This is a genomic window from Kitasatospora sp. MAA4 (assembly GCF_029893355.1).
Lineage (GTDB): Bacteria > Actinomycetota > Actinomycetes > Streptomycetales > Streptomycetaceae > Kitasatospora.
Window position 1 is genome coordinate 41,382 of record NZ_JARZAI010000002.1, and the last position, 15,836, is coordinate 57,217.

19 protein-coding genes and 1 riboswitch are annotated in these 15,836 nt (G+C 71.5%); of the genes, 14 read left to right on the forward strand and 5 right to left on the reverse strand.

What is annotated here, in order from left to right; translation table 11 throughout:
* The first annotated feature begins 74 nt into the window (after positions 1-74).
* The 3 genes from mltG (P3T37_RS02600) (at position 75) to P3T37_RS02610 (ending at position 4,148) form a co-directional block, all read left to right on the forward strand.
* Positions 75-1,256, forward strand: coding sequence for an endolytic transglycosylase MltG (gene mltG, locus P3T37_RS02600; protein ID WP_280721729.1), 1,182 nt, complete (start codon positions 75-77; stop codon positions 1,254-1,256).
* A gap of 170 nt (positions 1,257-1,426) precedes the next feature.
* Positions 1,427-3,301 carry an endolytic transglycosylase MltG gene (mltG, locus tag P3T37_RS02605; protein ID WP_280721730.1) on the forward strand — a complete coding sequence of 625 codons (1,875 nt, stop codon included), beginning with the start codon at positions 1,427-1,429 and terminating at the stop codon, positions 3,299-3,301.
* Positions 3,302-3,314: 13 nt separating this feature from the next.
* Positions 3,315-4,148, forward strand: coding sequence for a shikimate dehydrogenase (locus tag P3T37_RS02610; protein ID WP_280721731.1), 834 nt, complete (start codon positions 3,315-3,317; stop codon positions 4,146-4,148).
* 10 nt (positions 4,149-4,158) lie between these two features.
* Here P3T37_RS02610 and P3T37_RS02615 read toward each other — a convergent pair whose 3' ends face one another.
* Positions 4,159-4,410 (reverse strand): hypothetical protein, encoded by a 252-nt coding sequence (locus tag P3T37_RS02615; protein ID WP_280721732.1) that lies wholly within the window; start codon positions 4,408-4,410, stop codon positions 4,159-4,161.
* A gap of 19 nt (positions 4,411-4,429) precedes the next feature.
* Positions 4,430-4,494, reverse strand: a riboswitch (guanidine-III (ykkC-III) riboswitch).
* Positions 4,495-4,660: 166 nt separating this feature from the next.
* On the opposite strand from P3T37_RS02615, the gene aroC reads away from it, so the two are divergent.
* The 6 genes from aroC to P3T37_RS02645 all read left to right on the forward strand — a co-directional run bounded on the left by aroC (position 4,661) and on the right by P3T37_RS02645 (position 9,800).
* Complete coding sequence (gene aroC / locus P3T37_RS02620; RefSeq protein ID WP_280721733.1) at positions 4,661-5,845, forward strand: chorismate synthase; 1,185 nt, start codon at positions 4,661-4,663, stop codon at positions 5,843-5,845.
* Positions 5,842-6,357: a shikimate kinase gene (locus tag P3T37_RS02625; protein WP_280721734.1), complete on the forward strand. Its 516-nt coding sequence runs from the start codon at positions 5,842-5,844 to the stop codon at positions 6,355-6,357. Before aroC ends, P3T37_RS02625 begins: the two co-directional genes overlap by 4 nt.
* Entirely contained in the window at positions 6,354-7,445 is a 1,092-nt protein-coding gene (gene aroB, locus P3T37_RS02630) for a 3-dehydroquinate synthase (RefSeq protein ID WP_280721735.1), read from the forward strand. Before P3T37_RS02625 ends, aroB begins: the two co-directional genes overlap by 4 nt.
* The gene (gene aroQ, locus P3T37_RS02635) at positions 7,442-7,882 is read left to right on the forward strand and encodes a type II 3-dehydroquinate dehydratase (protein WP_280721736.1); all 441 of its coding nucleotides are present in this window, start codon (positions 7,442-7,444) and stop codon (positions 7,880-7,882) included. The genes aroB and aroQ overlap by 4 nt, the downstream gene beginning before the upstream one ends.
* Before the next feature lie 203 nt (positions 7,883-8,085).
* The gene (locus P3T37_RS02640; protein WP_280722103.1) at positions 8,086-8,961 is read left to right on the forward strand and encodes an AAA family ATPase; all 876 of its coding nucleotides are present in this window, start codon (positions 8,086-8,088) and stop codon (positions 8,959-8,961) included.
* Between the two features lie 32 nt (positions 8,962-8,993).
* On the forward strand, positions 8,994-9,800 hold the full coding sequence (locus P3T37_RS02645) for a zinc finger domain-containing protein (RefSeq protein ID WP_280721737.1): 807 nt from the start codon (positions 8,994-8,996) through the stop codon (positions 9,798-9,800).
* Between the two features lie 36 nt (positions 9,801-9,836).
* On the opposite strand, the gene P3T37_RS02650 is transcribed toward P3T37_RS02645, so the two are convergent.
* The 4 genes from P3T37_RS02650 to P3T37_RS02665 all read right to left on the reverse strand — a co-directional run bounded on the left by P3T37_RS02650 (position 9,837) and on the right by P3T37_RS02665 (position 12,509).
* Positions 9,837-11,234 carry a lipase maturation factor family protein gene (locus P3T37_RS02650; RefSeq protein WP_280721738.1) on the reverse strand — a complete coding sequence of 466 codons (1,398 nt, stop codon included), beginning with the start codon at positions 11,232-11,234 and terminating at the stop codon, positions 9,837-9,839.
* Between the two features lie 108 nt (positions 11,235-11,342).
* Positions 11,343-11,564: a DUF397 domain-containing protein gene (locus tag P3T37_RS02655; protein ID WP_280721739.1), complete on the reverse strand. Its 222-nt coding sequence runs from the start codon at positions 11,562-11,564 to the stop codon at positions 11,343-11,345.
* Complete coding sequence (locus P3T37_RS02660; RefSeq protein WP_280721740.1) at positions 11,561-11,689, reverse strand: hypothetical protein; 129 nt, start codon at positions 11,687-11,689, stop codon at positions 11,561-11,563. The genes P3T37_RS02655 and P3T37_RS02660 overlap by 4 nt, the downstream gene beginning before the upstream one ends.
* Before the next feature lie 97 nt (positions 11,690-11,786).
* Positions 11,787-12,509: a GntR family transcriptional regulator gene (locus P3T37_RS02665; RefSeq protein ID WP_280721741.1), complete on the reverse strand. Its 723-nt coding sequence runs from the start codon at positions 12,507-12,509 to the stop codon at positions 11,787-11,789.
* Between the two features lie 206 nt (positions 12,510-12,715).
* On the opposite strand from P3T37_RS02665, the gene P3T37_RS02670 reads away from it, so the two are divergent.
* The 5 genes from P3T37_RS02670 (at position 12,716) to nusB (ending at position 15,761) form a co-directional block, all read left to right on the forward strand.
* Positions 12,716-13,000 (forward strand): ATP-binding protein, encoded by a 285-nt coding sequence (locus P3T37_RS02670; RefSeq protein ID WP_280721742.1) that lies wholly within the window; start codon positions 12,716-12,718, stop codon positions 12,998-13,000.
* Positions 13,001-13,197: 197 nt separating this feature from the next.
* Complete coding sequence (locus tag P3T37_RS02675; protein WP_280721743.1) at positions 13,198-13,488, forward strand: hypothetical protein; 291 nt, start codon at positions 13,198-13,200, stop codon at positions 13,486-13,488.
* 86 nt (positions 13,489-13,574) lie between these two features.
* Complete coding sequence (locus tag P3T37_RS02680) at positions 13,575-14,681, forward strand: aminopeptidase P family protein (protein WP_280721744.1); 1,107 nt, start codon at positions 13,575-13,577, stop codon at positions 14,679-14,681.
* 69 nt (positions 14,682-14,750) lie between these two features.
* Positions 14,751-15,317, forward strand: coding sequence for an elongation factor P (gene efp / locus P3T37_RS02685; protein WP_280721745.1), 567 nt, complete (start codon positions 14,751-14,753; stop codon positions 15,315-15,317).
* Positions 15,318-15,761, forward strand: a complete 444-nt coding sequence (nusB, locus tag P3T37_RS02690; protein WP_280721746.1) for a transcription antitermination factor NusB — start codon at positions 15,318-15,320, stop codon at positions 15,759-15,761.
* Positions 15,762-15,836: the final 75 nt, after the last annotated feature.

Consider the following 15,836-nt stretch of genomic DNA (forward strand, 5'->3'; position numbering starts at 1 on the left):
CTGATGGGGGCCCGTCCGGACGCGTCCGGACGGGCCCCCTGACGTTTGCGCCCAGCCGCGGAGGCTCTCGACCCATGGACCAGGACTCGGCCCCCGGCCTCACCCCCGGGCACCTCGGGGCACCGGCCCTGGAGCCCGGGCCGCAGGAGCGACGCCCGGCGACGCCCCAGCCGTCCCGCTCCGATGCCCGGCCCGACCACACGGGCCTGGCCTGCGGCCTCACCGCGCTGCTGCTCGCGCTGCTGGCCGGCGGCGTCCTGCTGGTCGGCGTTCAGCTGTTCGGCCACCGGGGCACACCGCAGGCGGCCGACTACCCGGGCGCCGGCACCGGCTCGGTGGAGATCTCCGTCCCGCAGGGCGCGAGCCTGACCCGGATCGGGCAACTACTGGTACAGCACAAGGTGGTGGCGAGCACCAAGGCCTTCACCACGGTCGCCGCCCAGGCCACCGGCCAGCGGATCTCGCCCGGCACCTACACGCTCAGGCGGCAGATGTCCGCAGCCGCCGCGCTCACCGTGCTCGGCAACCCGGCCAACGCCAACGGCCTGACCGTCCCCGAGGGTTGGCGCGCCACCCAGATCTACGCCGCGATCGACCGCCGGCTCAAACTGCCCTCCGGCAGCGCGCAGTACGCCGCCGACCAGCACCGCGACGAGCTCGGCCTGCCCGACTACGCGGGCGGCAACCCCGAGGGCCTGTACTTCCCGTCCACCTACAGCGTCACCAGCGACAGCACGCCGCTGTCGCTGCTCCAGCAGATGGTCAAGCAGTCCGGTGTGGAGGCCGGCACCGACGAGCTGGACGGCGACGCGACCGGCAACGGGATCACCGCCTACCAGGCGCTGGTGATGGCCAGCCTGGTCCAGGGCGAGGCGGACAACCCCGACGACATGGCCAAGGTGGCCCGGGTGATCTACAACCGGCTGGCCAAGGGGATGCCGCTGCAGCTCGACTCGACGGTGAACTACGCGCTCGGCCGCACGACGCTGCACACCACGGTGACCGACACCAGGCTCGACTCGCCGTTCAACACCTACCAGCACCCCGGGTTGCCGCCGACGCCGATCGACAGCCCCGGGCACGACGCGCTGGACGCGGTGCTGAATCCGGCGCAGGGGGACTGGCTCTACTTCGTCACCGTGCAGCCGGGGGACACCCGCTTCACCGATAGTGAGCAACAGCACAAGAAGAACGTCGACGATTTCAACGCGTACCAGGCGCAACACGCTCCCTCGCCCAGCGCGAGCCCGTCCTGAGGCCGCTGCGGGCCACTGTGCGCGAGGACGGGATCCGAGGCTTTACCGTGCGGTACGGTAACGTCTCCCAACAGGCGTTGCGCTAGCACGCCGGTTCGAGACGTTGCCGGGACGCCGTCCCGGACGGCCGGTCCGATCAACCGTCCGTCTCCGTCGGCAAAAGGGATTCGATGACTGATCAGGGTCGGGGCTACGGCTCCCAGCCGTGGAACCCCGCCGAGCCCGGGTACGGGGAGCAGGCGCAGCAGGTCGTCGTTCCCGACGGGCAGGGCTACGTCGGGCAGGACCCGTACGCGCAGCAGCAGCACATCCCGCACCAGCAGGGACCGTACGGGCAGGACCAGTTCGCGCAGCAGGGCCAGCCGTACGGCCAGCAGCAGGGCTACGTCCAGCAGGGCCAGTTCGTGCAGCAGCAGGGCCAGCCGATGCAGCCCATGCAGCCGATGCACCCCGGCCAGCAGCAGCCGATGCAGCAGATGCAGCAGGTCTCGTACGAGCAGCAGCAGCAGTGGCAGCAGCAGCCGTATCCCCAGCAGCAACAGCAGCAGGGCTACTCGCAGGGCGCGTTCCCGCAGCAGCAGCAGTACCAGCAGCAACAGCCCGTCCCCGTCACGCAGGCCGTCCCGGTGGTGCAGGTCGCGCCGGTCGCGCCGCAGCCCTCCGGGCCCGGCCCCGACGGCATCGACTGGGAGGCCGAGGCGGCAGCCCTGGACAACCCGGCCGCCGGTACGCAGGAGCAGTACGAGGAAGAGCTCTACGCCGAGGGCGACTACGCCGAGGGCGAGTACGTCGAAGGTGAGTACCCCGAAGGGGAGTACGCCGAGGGCGAGTACGCCGAGGGCGAGCTCGCGGAGCACGACGGGCACACCGAGGACGAGTACGCCGAGGACGAGGACCGGGCGCCGTTCTTCGGCGGCGAGGAGCAGGACACCAGCCGCGAGTCCGAGCGCAAGCGCAAGGAGAAGGGCAAGAAGTCCGGCCGCCGCAACCGCGGCGCCTGCCTGGTGGTCGCCCTCGTGATGCTCGGCGGCGCCGGCGGTGTCGGCTACCTCGGCTACGGCTACTACAAGAGCCACTTCGGTCCGCCGGCCGACTACGTCGGTGACGGCACCGGCGAGGTGCAGGTCGAGATCGCCTCCGGTGCGGCCGGCACCGACATGGCCACCGTGCTGAAGAACGCCGACGTGGTGAAGAGCGCCCAGGCGTTCAGCGACGCGTTCAACAAGAACCTCCCCAAGGCGGGAGGCATCCAGCCGGGGTTCTACACCATGCACCACCAGATGTCCGCCGCCGCCGCCATCCAGCTGATGCTGAGCGCGGCCGGTGGCGACGCGCTGATCGTCCCCGAGGGCCAACCGGCCAGCGCCGTCTACACGTTGATCGACAACAAGCTGAAGCTCCCGGTGGGCACCACGGCCGGCGTGGCGAAGAGCCAGGTGGCCAGTCTCGGCCTGCCGGCCTCCGCCAACGGCAACCCCGAGGGCTACCTCTGGCCGACCAAGTACTCGATCGGCGACGGCATGAAGCCGCTGGACCTGCTCAAGCAGATGGTCAGCAACGCCAACAGCAACTACACCAGCCTCGGCCTGGACGCGGGGGCGCAGGCGGTCGGCCTGAAGAACGCCTACGACGTCATCACCGAGGCCAGCATCCTCCAGCGCGAGGGCAACAACTCGGTGGACTTCGGCCAGATGGCTCGCGTCATCTCCAACCGCCTGGCCACCCACATGCCGCTGGGCATGGACACCACGCTGGAGTACTCGGTGGGTGCCAAGACGCTGACCTCGGCGCAGATCAACGACGGTTCGAACAAGTACAACACCTACTTCAACCAGGGCCTGCCGCCGACGCCGATCGCCAACCCGGGCGCGGACGCGATCAAGGCGGTGCTGAACCCGACGCCGGGTGACTGGAAGTTCTTCTACGCGACGAGCCCGACGCAGACGCTGTTCTTCAACAACCAGGACGACTTCGCGAAGGCCGTCAAGGCCAACTGCGCCGCGCACGGCCAGAGCTTCAACGCGAAGAACACCAGTTGCAACTAGGGCTGAGGAACCGATGAGCACACCCCAGCGCCGGGCCGCCGTGCTCGGCTCGCCGATCGCGCACTCGCTCTCGCCGGTGCTGCACAACGCGGCGTACCGCGCGCTCGGCCTGGAGGGCTGGGAGTACGGGCGCTTCGAGGTGGACGAGGCGGGGCTGCCCGGCTTCGTCGCGGGGCTCGAGCCGGGCCTGTGGGCGGGCCTGTCGCTGACCATGCCGCTCAAGCGCGCGGTGATGCCGCTGCTGGACGAGGTGAGCGCCACGGCGCGGGCCGTGGACGCGGTGAACACGGTGGTCTTCGAGGCCGACGGCCGCCGTACGGGTGACAACACCGACGTGCCCGGCCTGGTCGCCGCGCTGCGCGAGCGCGGGGTGGCGTCGGTGCCGGCCGCCGCCGTGCTCGGGGCCGGGGCCACCGCCTCCTCCGCGCTGGCCGCGCTGGCGCAGGTGTGCACCGGCGAGGTGACGGTGTACGTGCGCAGCCTGGAGCGGGCGCGCGAGATGCTGGCGCTCGGGGAGCGGCTCGGGCTGGCGGTCCGCACCGCGCCCTGGGAGCAGGGCGCCGAGGCACTCGCCGGACCGCTGACCGTCTCCACCACGCCGGTCGGCGCCACCGACGCCTTCGCCGAGGGCCTGACGGCCGCACCCGGGGTGCTCTTCGACGTTCTCTACCACCCGTGGCCGACCGCCCTGGCGGCGGCCTGCGCGGAGCGCGGTGGCACCATCCTGGGGGGCCTCGACCTGCTGGTCCATCAGGCGGTGCTCCAGTGCGAACGCTTCACCCGCATCACCCCTGGCCCGCTCGCGGCGATGCGCGCCGCCGGCGAGCAGGCCCTGGCCGCCGGATAGCGTCCGGACGTCAGTGCTCGGTGCGGGGCTCGCGGCCGCGCAGGACGGTGACCAGGCCGAGCAGCGAGACGATCGCCCAGACCCCCTCCAGCAGCAGGAAACCCCACTGGAGAGTGACGGCGGCCTGGGCGGCGAGGATTGCCGAGCCGCACAGGTTGAAGATCAGATAACCCTTGGACCGCGGGCTGAGCCGACCCGACTGGGCCAGCGCGAAGGGGATCAGTATGAGGATCGACCCGAGGATCTGGACGGCCTGCTCCATGACGGCACACTCCTGACAGTGTGCGTCGTCTTGTCTGTCCGGGTACGGCGCGTCTCGTCCGGTGGCCGCAGGAAGGCGGTCACCCCCATTATGCCTGAGAGTGCTGTCCGCCAACCGGACTGTGGACCGATACCGCCCTCAGTCGTGAAAGGATTCGGGCGAGGGCACCGCACGCCGGAGCCCGCAGACGAATCCCGGTCGGACCCGCAGCCTCACCCGCCGCGACCGGACCGCTGACGAAGGAGCACCGTTGGGTACGTTGCGCTGGCTGACGGCGGGGGAGTCGCACGGCCCCGCACTGGTCGCGACTCTGGAGGGCCTGCCCGCGGGCGTGCCCGTGACCACCGCGATGGTCGCGGACGCCCTGGCGCGTCGCCGGCTCGGCTACGGTCGCGGCGCCCGGATGAAGTTCGAGCAGGACGAGGTCACCTTCCTCGGCGGTGTTCGGCACGGCCTGACCATGGGCAGCCCGGTCGCGGTCATGGTGGGCAACACCGAGTGGCCCAAGTGGGAGCAGGTGATGTCGGCCGACCCGGTCGACCCCGAGATCCTCGCGGGCCTGGCCCGCAACGAGGCGCTGACCCGCCCGCGCCCCGGCCACGCCGACCTGGCCGGCATGCAGAAGTACAGCATCGACGAGGCCCGCCCGATCCTGGAGCGCGCCAGCGCCCGTGAGACGGCCGCCCGGGTCGCGCTGGGCGCCGTCGCCCGCTCGTACCTCAAGGAGACCTGCGGCATCGAGCTGGTCTCGCACGTGGTGGAGCTGGGCGCGGCCAAGGCCCCGGCCGGCGTGCTGCCGCTGCCCGGCGACGAGGCGCGCCTGGACGAGGACCCGGTGCGCTGCCTGGACGCGGACGCCGCCAAGCGGATGGTCGCCGAGATCGACCAGGCCCACAAGGACGGCGACACGCTCGGCGGCGTCGTCGAGGTGCTCGCGTACAACGTGCCGGTGGGCCTGGGCTCGCACGTGCACTGGGACCGCCGCCTGGACGCCCGGCTCGCCGCCGCGCTGATGGGCATCCAGGCGATCAAGGGCGTCGAGGTCGGCGACGGCTTCGAGCTGGCACGGATCCCCGGCTCGCAGGCGCACGACGAGATCGTGCCGACCCCCGAGGGCGTCCGCCGCACCTCCGGCCGCTCCGGCGGCACCGAGGGCGGCCTCTCCACCGGAGAGCTGCTGCGGGTGCGGGCCGCGATGAAGCCGATCGCCACCGTGCCGCGCGCGCTGCAGACCCTGGACGTGCGCACCGGCGAGCCCGCCAAGGCGCACCACCAGCGCTCGGACGTCTGTGCCGTGCCGGCCGCCGGGATCGTCGCCGAGGCGATGGTCGCGCTGGTGCTGGCCGACGCGGTGAGCGAGAAGTTCGGTGGCGACAACGTCTCGGAGACCCGTCGCAACGTCCAGAGCTTCCTCGACCACCTGATCATCCGATGAGCGGCCCACTGGTCGTGCTGGTCGGCCCGCCCGGGGCCGGCAAGAGCACCGTCGGCCGGCTGCTGGCCGAGCGGCTCGGCGCGGAGTTCCGCGACACCGACGCCGACATCGAGCAGCTGGCCGGCAAGCCGATCCCGGAGATCTTCATCGACGAGGGCGAGCCGCACTTCCGCGCCCTGGAGGCGCAGGCCGTCGCCGCCGCGCTGGAGAGCCACCCGGGCGTGCTGGCGCTCGGCGGCGGAGCCGTGATGGCGGACGCCACCCGGCTGCTGCTGGCCGGTCGGCCGGTGGTCTACCTTGAGGTGGCGCTGGCCGACGCGGTCAAGCGGGTCGGCCTGGACGCCCCGCGTCCGCTGCTCGCGGTCAACCCGCGGGCGGCTTGGCGCGAGCTGATGGAGGCCCGTCGGCCGCTGTACCTGGAGGTCGCCGCCGCCGTGATCGGCACCGAGGGGCTCACCCCGGAGCAGGTCGCGGACGCGGTGCTGGAATCCCTGGAGTTGAAGGCAGTATGAGCAGCAGCACCGTCACCATCCACGTCGGGGGCGCGGACGGCCACGAGCCGTATGACGTGCTGATCGGGCACCAGCTGCTCGGCGAACTCGGCGCGCTGATCGGCACGCAGGCCCGCCGGGTGGCGATCATCCACCCGGAGGCGCTGGAGGCGACCGCCGAGGTGATCCGCGAGGACCTGGCCGGCGAGGGGTACGAGGCGATCGCCCTCCAGGTGCCCAACGCCGAGGAGGCCAAGAGCGCGGACGTCGCCGCGTACTGCTGGTCGGTCCTCGGGCAGACCGGCTTCACCCGCAGTGACGTGGTCATCGGCCTCGGCGGCGGCGCCACCACCGACCTGGCCGGCTTCGTGGCCGCGACCTGGCTGCGCGGCGTGCGCTGGATCGCCATGCCCACCACGCTGCTCGGCATGGTGGACGCGGCGGTCGGCGGCAAGACCGGCATCAACATCGCCGAGGGCAAGAACCTGGTCGGGGCCTTCCACCCGCCGGTCGGCGTGCTCGCCGACCTGGCGACCCTGGAGACCGTGCCCAAGCACGACTACGTCTCGGGCCTGGCCGAGGTCATCAAGTGCGGCTTCATCGCCGACCCGGTGATCCTGGACCTGGTCGAGGCCGACCCGGCCGGTGCCACCACTCCGGCCGGCCCGCACACCGTCGAGCTGATCCGGCGCGCCATCCAGGTCAAGGCCGACGTGGTCTCCGGCGACCTCAAGGAGTCCGGCCGCCGCGAGATCCTCAACTACGGCCACACCCTGGCGCACGCCATCGAGCGCAACGAGCGCTACAAGTGGCGGCACGGCGCCGCGGTCTCGGTCGGCATGGTCTTCGCCGCCGAACTCGGCCGGCTGGCCGGGCGGTTGGACGACGAGGCGGCCGACCGGCACCGCACCGTGCTCGCCTCGGTGGGCCTGCCGCTCAGCTACCGCGGGGACGCCTGGCCGAAGTTGCTGGACGCCATGAAGATCGACAAGAAGTCGCGCGGCGACCTGCTGCGCTTCATCGTGCTCGACGGCCTGGCCAAGACCTCCGTCCTGGAGGGACCGGACCCGTCGCTGCTGGTCGCCGCGTACGCCGAGGTGTCGGCGTGAGCGCCGTGCTGGTGCTGAACGGCCCGAACCTCGGCCGCCTCGGCAGCCGCGAACCGGACGTCTACGGCGCCACCAGCTACGCCGGACTGGTCGAGCGCTGCACGGCGCTCGGCAGCGAGCTGGGCTTCGAGGTCGAGGTCCGCGAGACCAACTCCGAGCAGCAGATGATCGAGTGGCTGCACCGCGCGGCCGACGAGAAGACCCCCGTGGTGATCAACCCGGGTGCCTTCACGCACTACTCGTACGCGATGCGCGACGCGGCCGCCCAGCGGACCGCGCCGCTGATCGAGGTGCACATCTCCAACCCGTACGCGCGCGAGGAGTTCCGGCACACCTCGGTGATCGCCGCGGTCGCCTCCGGCACCATCGCGGGCTTCGGCCTGGGCTCCTACGAGCTGGCCCTGCGCGCCCTCGCCGACCAGCTCACCAAGGGGTAGCACGGCTGCTCGAGGAGGCCGGCGGCCCGGCAGGCGGACTGGGCCGCCTGCCGGGCCGCCGTGTAATGTCCCGGACGGGAGGTGTGTCCGTGACGCAGTACGCAGGGGGGGAACAGGTGCCCCCGCGGCCGCTGGCCCCGCCACCGCCGGTGCCGCCGCGCCAGACCGTGCAGCCGTACCCGGCGGCGCCGAGGCGGGCAGCGCTGCCGCCGGGACCGCCGCCGCCGCTGCCCAGCGCGCCGCTCCCGCAGGGCCCGCCGCCCGTGCTGCCGTCCGCACCGCCGCCCCCCGCGCCCGCGCTGTCCGGGCCTCCTGCCGGGCCTCGCGCCGCTCCTGCCGCTCCTCCCGCCGCCGTGCCCGCGCCCGCGCCCGTGCCCGCGCCCGTCCCGCCGCCGGCCGACCGGCCCCGCCGGGTCCAGGCCGCCGCGCCGTCCGCCGCCGTGCCGCCCGGCGGGACCGGGCACTTCGTCATGCCCACCGGCGCGCCGGTCCACCTGCCGGCGCACGTCCCGCACGCCTACACCGGTCCGATCGCCGTCCTGCTGATCGGCCCGGCCGGCGCCGGCAAGACCACGGTCGCCCGGCACTGGGCCGAGCGCCGTCCCACCACCACCGCGCACATCAGCCTGGACGACGTCCGCGAGTGGGTGCAGTCCGGCTTCGCCAACCCGCAGTCCGGCTGGAACAACGCGTCCGAGGCGCAGTACCGGTTGGCCCGCCGCACCTGCGGCTTTGCCTGCCGCAACTACCTGGCCAACGGCATCTCGTGCATCATCGACGACGCGGTCTTCCCGGACCGCCCGGCGATCGGCCTGGGCGGCTGGAAGCGCCACATCGGCCCCGGCATGATCCCGGTGGTGCTGCTCCCGGGCCTGGACTCGGTGCTCGCCCGCAACGCCCGGCGCAGCGGCAACCGGCGGCTCAGCGACGAGGAGGTGGCCCGGATCCACGGCCGGATGGCAGGCTGGTACAACTCCGGCCTGCCGATCATCGACAACTCCCAGCTCGACGTGACCGCCACCGCCGAGGCCCTGGACCGGGTGGTCACCGCCCGCCTCACCGGCCAGCCGGTTCGCTGAACCATCCCGCACCGTACGAGAGTTGACCCGCCATGCCCGAAGGCCACATCCTGCACCGGCTCGCCGCCGAGAACCTGCGCGCCTTCGGCGGCCGCCCGGTGGCCGTCGCCAGCCCGCAGGGCCGGTTCGCCGAGGGCGCGGCGCTGCTCGACGGCCGCACCCTGGACGCCGCCGAGGCGGACGGCAAGCACCTCTTCCTCGGCTTCGGCGACTCCTGGCTGCACATCCACCTGGGCCTCTACGGCGCCTTCAGCTTCGGCGCGGGCCCGGCGCCCGCGCCGGTCGGGCTGATCCGGCTGCGGCTGGAGAACGCCGAGCACCACGCCGACCTGCGCGGGCCGACCACCTGCGAGCTGATCACCCCGGCCGAGAAGGACGCCGTGCACGCCCGGCTCGGCCCGGACCCGCTGCGCGCCGACGCCGACCCGCAGGCCGCCTGGCAGCGCATCTCGCGCAGCCGCAGCACGGTGGCGGCGCTCCTGATGGACCAGAAGGTGCTGGCGGGCGTCGGCAACGTCTACCGCGCCGAGGTGCTCTTCCGCCACGCGATCAGCCCGCACCGGGCCGGCCGCGACCTCTCCCGGGCCGAGTGGGACGCGATCTGGGGCGACCTGGTGGAGCTGATGCACGGGGGCGCCGCGATCGGCCGGATCGACACCGTGCGCCCCGAGCACACCCCCGAGGCGATGGGCCGCCCGCCCCGGGTGGACGACCACGGCGGCGAGGTCTACGTCTACCGCCGCGCCGCGATGCCGTGCCTGGTCTGCGGCACCGAGATCCGCACCGAGTCCCACGCGGCCCGCAACCTCTTCTGGTGCCCCCGCTGCCAGCAGGCCTGACCGATTCCCGGGCCAACCTCGGTAAGGTGCTGCTCCTCACCTCCTGACCGGCGCGAGGTACTCGCGCACGCGGGTGCGGTGCCACCAGGCGCCGGTTTCGCGCCGCTCGTGGGCGGTGGTGAAGCGGTAGCGGTAGAGCACGGCCCGGACGTAGAGGGGTGGGGCGCCCGGGAACGGGTTGTCGCGCAGCAGCCGCAGGGTGGCCGGGTCGTTCACCAGCAAGCGGTTCACGAACGGGCGCAGCCACGGCCGCGCGTACCCGGGGGAGATCGCGGCGAACCACATCATCCAGTCCAACCGCAGGTGGTACGGCGCGAACTGGCGCGGCAGCCGGCGCACGTCCCCGGGCTTCCCGTGGAACCCGTACTCGCGCCACACCGTCCCCCGGGTGATCCGCGGCTCGGCGGTGCCCTCCAGCACCAGTTCCATCCGGACCCGGTTGATGCTGCCGAACGCGCCGTAGGTGTTCACCAGGTGCAGCTGGTTGAAGGAGCGGTTCATCGCCTGGTGGCGGGAGAGCAGGTTGCGCACGGGCCAGTAACTCAGGCCCACCACCAGCGCGGTGGCGGCCAGCACCGCGCCCTGGAACCAGTGCGGGCCGGACCCGGCGGTGCTGGTGCCGTGCGGCAGTTCGACGGCGGAGAAGGCCAGTGCGATGGTGAGCCAGTTGAGCCAGGCGAAGTTGCCGGAGGCCACCAGCCAGAGCTGGGTGACGGCCATCAGCGCCCCCGCCGTCCCCGCCACCGGCTGCGGCAGGAACAGGCAGACAGGGAGCAGCAGTTGGGCGACATGGTTGGCCGCCACCTCGACCCGGTGCAGCGGCTGCGGCAGGTGGTGGAAGAACCAGCTCAGCGGCCCGGGCATCGGCTGCGTCTCGTGGTGGTACTTCAGGCAGGTCAGGTCCCGCCAGCAGGGGTCGCCGCGCAGCTTGATCAGCCCGGCGCCGAACTCGACCCGGAAGAGCAGCCAGCGGAACAGCCAGAGCACGGGGGTGGGTGGCGCCACCGAGGCGTTGCCGAGGAAGACGGCCAGGAAGCCCGCCTCCAGCAGCAGCGACTCCCAGCCGAAGCCGTACCAGACCTGGCCGACGTTGACGATCGACAGGTAGAGCACCCACAGCGCCGCCCAGAGCAGCATCGACGCCCAGAGCGGCACCGCGTCCGCGCCGCCCGCCAGCACGGCCGCCGCCAGCGCGGCGCCCGTCCAGGCGACGACGGCGAAGCCGAGGTCGCTGTAGCCGAACTGGAAGAGGCTCGGCGCACGCCGAAACGGCGCGTAGGCCAGGAACCGCGGCACCGGAAGCATCCCGTGCGCCCCGATCAGCGCCCGGAACTGCCGGGCCGCGACCAGGAAGCCGACCAGGTAGACGGCGGCCAGCAGCCGCAGCAGGACCAGCCTGCTCAGCCCGTACGCGGGGGCGGTGAACCAGTGCACGCGCCCCTCCCTACCAGGCCCGGCCAGCTCCTGCCCGGCACCGCGCCGCAGCACTACGCCGAGACCCCACCACTCGACCGGCAGTGATGGGGTCTCACGGCGATGCGGTCAGACCGTGCCGAACTCTCCGGCCTTGATCCCAGCCACGAACGAGGCGAACGCGCCCGCAGCGAAGACCAGGGCGGGCCCGTGCGGGTCCTTGGAGTCCCGGACTACGGCCGCGCTGGCGGCCGACTGGACGGCGTACTCGACGCAGTTCTCCTGGCCGTTGCTGTAGGAGGACTTTCGGAAGGTCAGACCAAGGACGGAAGCGTCGGAGTAGTGGGTCATTTGGTGAGCCTGTCTTTCAGATCGGTGATGAATTTGAGCGACTTCTCCAGGGACATGGCTTCGGCGGTGACCTTCTGGAGGACCAGCCTGCTATGCCCGTACGCGGGGGCGGTGAACCAGTGCACGCGCCCCTCCCTACCAGGCCCGGCTACGGCTGGCGCGCCACCGCGCCGTAGGAGTACGCCGGGTCAGCGGGACAGCCCTGCGACCTGTCGGAGTCCGTCAGAGGCTGTAGTCGTACCCGATCGTCAACCGGGTCGGCAGGCACCACTCGGAGTACTGGATGATCCCCGTGGCGTCGCCCCAACGACTGGCACCGGCGAGGATCGGCGCACCGACGGGGAGCCCGAGGGCAGCAGCCTCACGCGCGTCAGCCGCCCGGCCGTGCATGTCGTCGCGGGCTGCGGTGACGCGGCGGTCTGTCGCCTCCAGGATGCGGGCGGTCAGGCCGTCGTTCTTGCCAGGAGAGGTGCTGAGCAGGTCCGGAACCAGCACAGCGAACTGGGCGGGGTACCAGTCCACGGCGAACAGCGTCCGCACGCTGCTGCGGCCCGCGACATACTCCCGCCTGACCACCTGGTCCCCGTGGTCGAGATCGAACAGATCGGCGACGTACACGGGCGGCACCACCAGCTGAGCAGCCGCCACGATGCTCGTCTCGCCGTCCATGAAGGTCCGCATAGTGCTACGCACGGCTTCGAGCCGGTCGGCCGGGCTGGAGGTCGCAGGGGTCTCGTCCGCCACGAAGGTGCCGCGCGGGCTGGTGCGGATCAGCTTCTCGACCTGGAGCTGGGAGAGCGCCCTTCGGACGGTCTCGACCGCGACACCCCACTTGGTGGCGAGTTCCTTGTTGCTGGGCAGCTTGGTGCCTGCGGGAAGAGCCCCGGTCAGTATCAGCCGCCGGTAGTGGTCGGTAATTCGAGTGAACGTCTTCTCAGCAGGCATGAGGGCAACTCCGCAGGTGGTGCCGTGTGCTGTCAACGCCAGAGCGTACTAGTTGACTTGAAGCGGTAGCGAGGCAATCTAGATTACTGCCATAGTGACATAGACCACTCGCTGACTAACCGTCAGAGAGGTGGGTTGGATGGCCGTCTATTGATCTTGACGGTTAGTCAACGGGTGTTCCCGTGCTCGTGAGCGGAGCTTTTGCCATGCCTGAAACGCTTGATGAACCGCCCGCGTTCGCGGGCGAAAACAACTGCTGGCTGCCGCGTAGCAACCAGTCGCCGGGGATGGCTCGGCGGTTGCTGGCTGGCCTGCTGGCCGAGATCGAGGGCGGTCACCGCTTCCTGGACATCGGCCTGTTGCTGGTCAGTGAGCTGGTCACGAATGCCGTCGTACACGCCACGCCCCGCGAAAAGCTGGTCTGGCTCTCGCTCGACGTCGACAAGGACCGGTTGCGGATCGAGGTCCACGACGCACGGGCCGACCGCTAACCGGTTCTGCGCGCGGTCGCCAGTGACGCCGAGTCCGGTCGCGGCCTGTTCCTGGTCAAGTCGCTCTCGCTGCGGTGGGGCTGCTGCCCCCGCCCGCATGTCGGAAAAATCGTATGGACAGAGATCGGCCCGGAGAACGGCGCTGCGGCGGTGGCCAGTTGAACACCGGACGGACCGCCGGAAGGGACAGACCAGCCATGACACACCCCGAGCGTGACACCGCCCCCTGGGCAGGCCCGGTCACAGTGGAGATCAGCGGCATCACCGACCCGGCCACCTTCAACCGGCTCCCCGACGCGCTCACCGCACTCTGGGAGTCCATGAGAGCGCTGCCTCTCGGCGAGCTCCAACACGACTGGTTCGGCTGCTACCTCACGCGCCCCGACGCTGTGCAGCGCGTGGCCGAGAACCTGGGGCGCAACGGCGACGTGACCCTGTCGTTCGCGCTCCCTGACGGGACATATCTGATGCGCGTGTTCACCGAGTAGGACGCGAAAAGGGGTGAGACTGCCTTCTTGCCCCTCCGTGGCCCGCTGAACAGGCGCCCGGGCGTGTCTCTTCGTAGGCTCGGAGCATGTCCGATGCGCACGCGGCCCGCCGAGAGCGGCTCCGAGAGCACTGCGGTGCCGTCGGTGCCGACGCGGCGCTGATCACCAGCGCGGCGAACGTCCGATACCTGACGGGCTGCGCTCCGTGCGGGGCCACCCTGCTGCTGACCCGGGAGCGGGCGCTGCTGGCGCTGCCCGCGGACCTGCCGCCGGACGACACCGGCGAGCACCCGTACGCCGACGACCTGGCCCACCTGGCCGCCGCGCCGGACGAGGACACCGCCGCCACCGCCACCGCGGCCGCCCTCACCCTGGGGGTCGGCCACCTGGTGGTCGAGGACCACGACCTCACCGTCAGCCGCCACCGGGCGCTGTCCGCGCAGGCCGCCGGGGTGCGGTTCTCCGATCTGGACTTCGCCGTCGAGCGGCAGCGGGTGATCAAGGACGAGTACGAGATCGGCGACCTGCGGATCGCCGCCGAGATCGCCGACCAGGCGCTCGGCGAGCTGCTGGAGTCCATCCTGGTCGGGCGCACCGAGCGGCACCTGGCGATGGAGCTGGAGCGGCGCATGATCGACCACGGCGCGGATCGGGCGGCCTTCCCGGTCTCGGTGGGCACCGGCAGCCACTCCGGCCGGGCGGGCCACCCGCCCACCGACCGGCGGGTCGAGGAGGGCGACTTCCTGACCGTCTCGCTCGGCGCCCAGTACCGCGGATATGCCGTCTCCACGGCCCGCACCTTCGTGATCGGCGCCGCCCCGGCCACCTGGCAGGTGGAGCTGCACCGGCTGGTCTTCGAGGCCCAGCGGGCCGGCCGGGAGGCGCTGGGACCGGGTGTTCCGGCCGCCGCCGCCGACCGCGCGGCGCGCGACATCCTGCAGGCGGCGGGCCATCTGGAGAGCCCGCCGAGGCCGTTGGGACACGGTGTAGGGCTGGAGGTGAGGGAGGCGCCGCGTCTGGGACCGGCAGACATGGGTAAACTGGACAACCGCGTGCCGGTCACCGTCGGCCCAGGGGTCCATCTCCCGGGCAAGGGCGGGGTCCGGATCGAGGACACGCTCGTCGTACGCCCCCTCGAAGAGGGCGGGCCCGAGCTGCTCACCATCACCACCAAGGAGCTCCTCGCCCTGTAGTCCCACTCGCGTGGGGCCAGGCCGCATCCCTTGGTTCCTTGACAGCTAGATGCAGGAGTAAGTGCGCCCGTGGCTTCCACGAACGATCTCAAGAACGGCATGGTCCTCAAGCTCGACAACGACCAGCTCTGGTCCGTGGTCGAGTTCCAGCATGTGAAGCCGGGCAAGGGCCCCGCCTTCGTGCGCACCAAGCTCAAGCACGTGCTGAGCGGCAAGGTCGTCGACAAGACGTTCAACGCGGGCACCAAGGTCGAGACCGCCAATGTCGACAAGCGCGGCATGCAGTTCTCGTACATGGACGGCGAGCAGTTCGTCTTCATGGACACGGACACCTACGACCAGATGTTCGTCAGCAAGGACGTCGTCGGCGACAACGCCAAGTACCTGCTGGAGGGCTTCGAGGCCCTCGTCGCGGTGCACGAGGGTGCGCCGCTGTACATCGAGCTCCCGGCCTCGGTCGAGCTGATCGTCCAGGAGACCGAGCCGGGCCTGCAGGGCGACCGCTCCACCGGCGGCACCAAGCCGGCCACCCTGGAGACCGGCGCCGAGATCGCCGTCCCGCTCTTCATCGTCACCGGTGAGAAGATCAAGGTCGACACCCGCGACGGCAGCTACCTCGGCCGGGTGAAGGACTAAGTGTCGGCCGCACGTACCAAGGCCCGCACGCGCGCCTTCCAGATCCTCTTCGAGGCCGACCACCGGGACGTCGACCCGCTGTCGGTGCTCGCCGACTGGGTCGCCCGGGCACGGGACCCCAAGCCGGACGAGGGTGTTCCGCAGGTCGGTGAGTACACCATGCAGCTGGTCGAGGGCTACGTCCAGCACGCTCGTCGGATCGACGAGCTGATCTCCACGTACTCGGTGGGCTGGACCCTGGACCGGATGCCGATCGCGGACCGCAACGTCCTGCGGATCGGTGCCTACGAGCTGATCTGGGAGGACGGCGTCCCGGACGCCGTCGTCGTGGACGAGGCGGTGGAGATCGCCAAGGAGTACTCCACGGACGACTCCCCGGCTTTCGTGAACGGCCTGCTGGCCCGTTTCATGGAGCTCAAGCCCTCCATTCGGCGGGCGCAGTAACACCCCTTTTTTTCGATGGCCGCCGGACCTCCTGGTCCGGCGGCCATCGGGCGTTCACGGGGCTGGCGTATGTTG

Bases quoted from the DNA above. Each gene is read 5' to 3' on its own strand.
- P3T37_RS02615 (WP_280721732.1), bottom strand. From the start codon at position 4,410: ATGGAGCAGGCCGTCCAGATCCTCGGGTCGATCCTCATACTGATCCCC.
- mltG (WP_280721730.1), top strand. From the start codon at position 1,427: ATGACTGATCAGGGTCGGGGCTACGGCTCCCAGCCGTGGAACCCCGCC.
- P3T37_RS02680 (WP_280721744.1), top strand. From the start codon at position 13,575: ATGTCCGATGCGCACGCGGCCCGCCGAGAGCGGCTCCGAGAGCACTGC.
- aroB (WP_280721735.1), top strand. From the start codon at position 6,354: ATGAGCAGCAGCACCGTCACCATCCACGTCGGGGGCGCGGACGGCCAC.
- P3T37_RS02655 (WP_280721739.1), bottom strand. From the start codon at position 11,564: ATGACCCACTACTCCGACGCTTCCGTCCTTGGTCTGACCTTCCGAAAG.
- P3T37_RS02645 (WP_280721737.1), top strand. From the start codon at position 8,994: ATGCCCGAAGGCCACATCCTGCACCGGCTCGCCGCCGAGAACCTGCGC.
- P3T37_RS02670 (WP_280721742.1), top strand. From the start codon at position 12,716: ATGCCTGAAACGCTTGATGAACCGCCCGCGTTCGCGGGCGAAAACAAC.
- P3T37_RS02665 (WP_280721741.1), bottom strand. From the start codon at position 12,509: ATGCCTGCTGAGAAGACGTTCACTCGAATTACCGACCACTACCGGCGG.
- P3T37_RS02675 (WP_280721743.1), top strand. From the start codon at position 13,198: ATGACACACCCCGAGCGTGACACCGCCCCCTGGGCAGGCCCGGTCACA.
- P3T37_RS02625 (WP_280721734.1), top strand. From the start codon at position 5,842: ATGAGCGGCCCACTGGTCGTGCTGGTCGGCCCGCCCGGGGCCGGCAAG.
- P3T37_RS02610 (WP_280721731.1), top strand. From the start codon at position 3,315: ATGAGCACACCCCAGCGCCGGGCCGCCGTGCTCGGCTCGCCGATCGCG.
- mltG (WP_280721729.1), top strand. From the start codon at position 75: ATGGACCAGGACTCGGCCCCCGGCCTCACCCCCGGGCACCTCGGGGCA.